The following is a 2,736-nucleotide window of genomic DNA, read 5'->3' as shown; positions in this document are numbered from 1 at the left end:
AAGTTAAGCTTTCCAGCGCCGATGGTACTTGGACCGCAGGGTCCCGGGAGAGTAGGACGTCGCGGGGCACTAGAGAAAGGACTCGATCCGGATGTGGATCGAGTCCTTTTTTGCATAGATTTTTATCGAGAAAGGGGTATCCAAGATGGCCAAACACCTTGTGATCGTGGAGTCGCCGGCCAAAGCGAAAGCGATCAACTCCTACTTGGGAAGAGACTATCTCGTCAAAGCGTCGATGGGTCACGTCCGTGACTTGCCGGAGAAGAACTTTGGCGTTGACATTGAGAACCGATTTGAGCCGCAATATGAAGTGATGAAGGGCAAAGCCGCGCTGGTCAAAGAGCTGCGCAGCCTCGCCAAGTCTTCCGATACGATCATTTTAAGCACCGACCCCGACCGCGAGGGCGAGGCAATCGCCTTCCATCTGGAGCAACTCTTGAAGGGGCCGGGCAAGCGCATTGAGCGCGTGACCTTCCATGAGATCAACAAAAAAGCCGTCCTGCAAGCGATGGCGCAACCGCGCGCCATCGACCGGCACTTGGTGGATTCGCAACAAGCCCGCCGAATTTTGGACCGACTCGTCGGGTACAAGCTCAGCCCGTTTTTGGGTCGCAAGATCCGTCATGGGCTGTCGGCGGGGCGTGTGCAATCTGTTGCGCTGCTCTTGGTGGTGCAGCGAGCGGAGGAGATTGAGAACTTCAAGACCGAAGAGTATTGGGAAATCCATGCGCAGGTGCAGACGGGGACGAAGGAGGCTGTTTTTACTTGTCAGTTGACGACGATCGACGGCAAGAAAGCGAAGGTTCCAAACGGGGATCTCGCGGCGGCGATTGTTGCAGAGGCCAAAGCGCAGACGTTTGGCATCACCGACGTGGAGCGGGCGGAGAAGAAGCGCTATCCTGCTCCGCCGTTCACCACTTCCACGTTGCAACAGGAAGCCTCGCGCAAGCTGCGTTTCGATGTGGCGAAGACGATGCGCGTGGCGCAACAGTTGTATGAAGGGATCGACGTGAACGGACAAACGTCCGGGTTGATCACCTACATGCGGACCGACTCGACTCGCGTGGCACCGCATATTCAACAAGAAGCTATGAAGTTGATCGGCGAGCGGTTTGGACAAGCGTATCGACCGACTCGACCGAACTTCTACCGTTCCAAAGACAGTGCGCAAGACGCTCATGAAGCGATTCGTCCCACGCATTTGGAGTGGACGCCGGAGAAGTTGAAATCGCAGTTGGCGCCGGATCAGTTTCGGTTGTACAAGTTGATCTACGAACGTTTCTTGGCGAGTCAGATGGCGGCAGCGGTGTATGACACGGTTTCGGTGAGCATCCAATCCGGGCGTTTTGGGTGGAAGGCGAACGGGCGTACGCTGAAGTTTGACGGGTTTTTAAAGCTGTATGAGGAGGGCATCGACCCGAAAAAAGCGGGCGGCGACCAGGAGGAGCAAGATGTGACGCTGCCGCCTGTGGAGTCCGGGCAACGTTTGCTCTGCCGCGACATCAAGCCCTCGCAGCATTTTACAAAGCCGCCGGCGTATTACACCGAAGCGAGTTTGGTCAAAGAGTTGGAGAAGCGAGGGGTCGGGCGGCCGAGTACGTACGCGAGCATCATCTCGGTGCTCAAAGCGCGGGATTACGTGATCGTCGTGGATAAAAAGTGGTTTCATCCGACCGACATCGGGAGGGCCGTCTGTCATACGTTGGTCGCGCACTTCCCGGATTTGATCAATGTGGAGTTTACGGCGGAGATGGAGAAACAGTTGGACCATGTTGCCGAGGGTGCGCGGGAGTGGCGGGTGTTGTTGGATCAGTTTTACCGTCCCTTTGCCGAGACGCTGGAGACGGCGATGAAGACGGGGGATCGCGTAGTGCTCGGGGAGCAGACCGAACAGAATTGCCCCGCGTGCGGACAACCGCTGTGGCGGCGGACGACGAAGTACGGTGATGTGTACGCGTGCGGGGGGTATCCGAAGTGCAAGTACATCGTGCCCGTCGGAGAACCGACCGACGTCCCGTGCCCGAGTTGCACGCACGGATTGACCTTGACCGAATCGGTTCCCAAGGGCAAGAAAAAGCCGGTCAAGCAATATTTTTGCTACCAATGCCGAGGTCGTTTTGCGTTCGGGAAAAAAGGCGCGCCTGAGCCCTTGGTTGTGGAAACCGAGCACAAGTGTGACAAGTGCGGCTCGGCGCTCGTCAAGCGCAAAGGGCGTTACGGTGAGTTTTTGGCTTGCAGCGGGTATCCGAAGTGCAAAAACATCCTCAAGATGGACAAAGAAGGCAAACCGGTCGAAGCGGCCTCGAAATTGGTGCAAGTCACGAATCAGTGCTGTCCGAAATGCGGTTCCGTGATGGTTGTGCGCTCCAAGGGCGAGGAGAAGTTTCTTGGATGCAGCCGCTATCCGACGTGCCGGACGACGAGCAAGTGGCAAGACGGCATCCAAATCATCGACGAGTTGAACAGCGAAGAAGTGAAAAAACGCTACAAACAGGTCAAGAAAAAGAAAAAAACCTAGCAGCGCACCCCATGCGGGTGCGCTTTTCTATGTTCCGAGAACAAAAAACAGAGATCCTTTTACGAGATCGAGTAAAATGCGGGCATTCCCCTGAATTTGTTCTGGTATGACGTTCCAGTCAGTTGAGATAAGCCCTGCGGGCATGATAAGATATCTCTTGTCGCCGCGAGAGACAAGCGGTTGGCGCGAGAGTGATCTCGCCGATTGATCCTTGAAAA

The 2,736-nt window shown here is 55.8% G+C and carries 2 protein-coding genes; one reads left to right on the top strand and one right to left on the bottom strand.

Features of this window, described 5'->3' with window-relative positions; genetic code table 11:
* The first annotated feature begins 145 nt into the window (after positions 1-145).
* Positions 146-2,518, top strand: coding sequence for a type I DNA topoisomerase (gene topA, locus EL26_RS22890; RefSeq protein WP_052036732.1), 2,373 nt, complete (start codon positions 146-148; stop codon positions 2,516-2,518).
* A gap of 27 nt (positions 2,519-2,545) precedes the next feature.
* On the opposite strand, the gene EL26_RS26340 is transcribed toward topA, so the two are convergent.
* On the bottom strand, positions 2,546-2,736 hold a 191-nt coding region (locus EL26_RS26340; protein ID WP_038094765.1), incomplete at its 5' end, for a hypothetical protein.

The organism is Tumebacillus flagellatus (assembly GCF_000714935.1).
Taxonomy (GTDB): domain Bacteria; phylum Bacillota; class Bacilli; order Tumebacillales; family Tumebacillaceae; genus Tumebacillus; species Tumebacillus flagellatus.
The sequence above is the reverse complement of the archived record's forward strand: the minus strand, read 5'-3'. Positions and strand labels throughout refer to the sequence as shown.

Bases quoted from the DNA above. Each gene is read 5' to 3' on its own strand.
- topA (WP_052036732.1), top strand. From the start codon at position 146: ATGGCCAAACACCTTGTGATCGTGGAGTCGCCGGCCAAAGCGAAAGCG.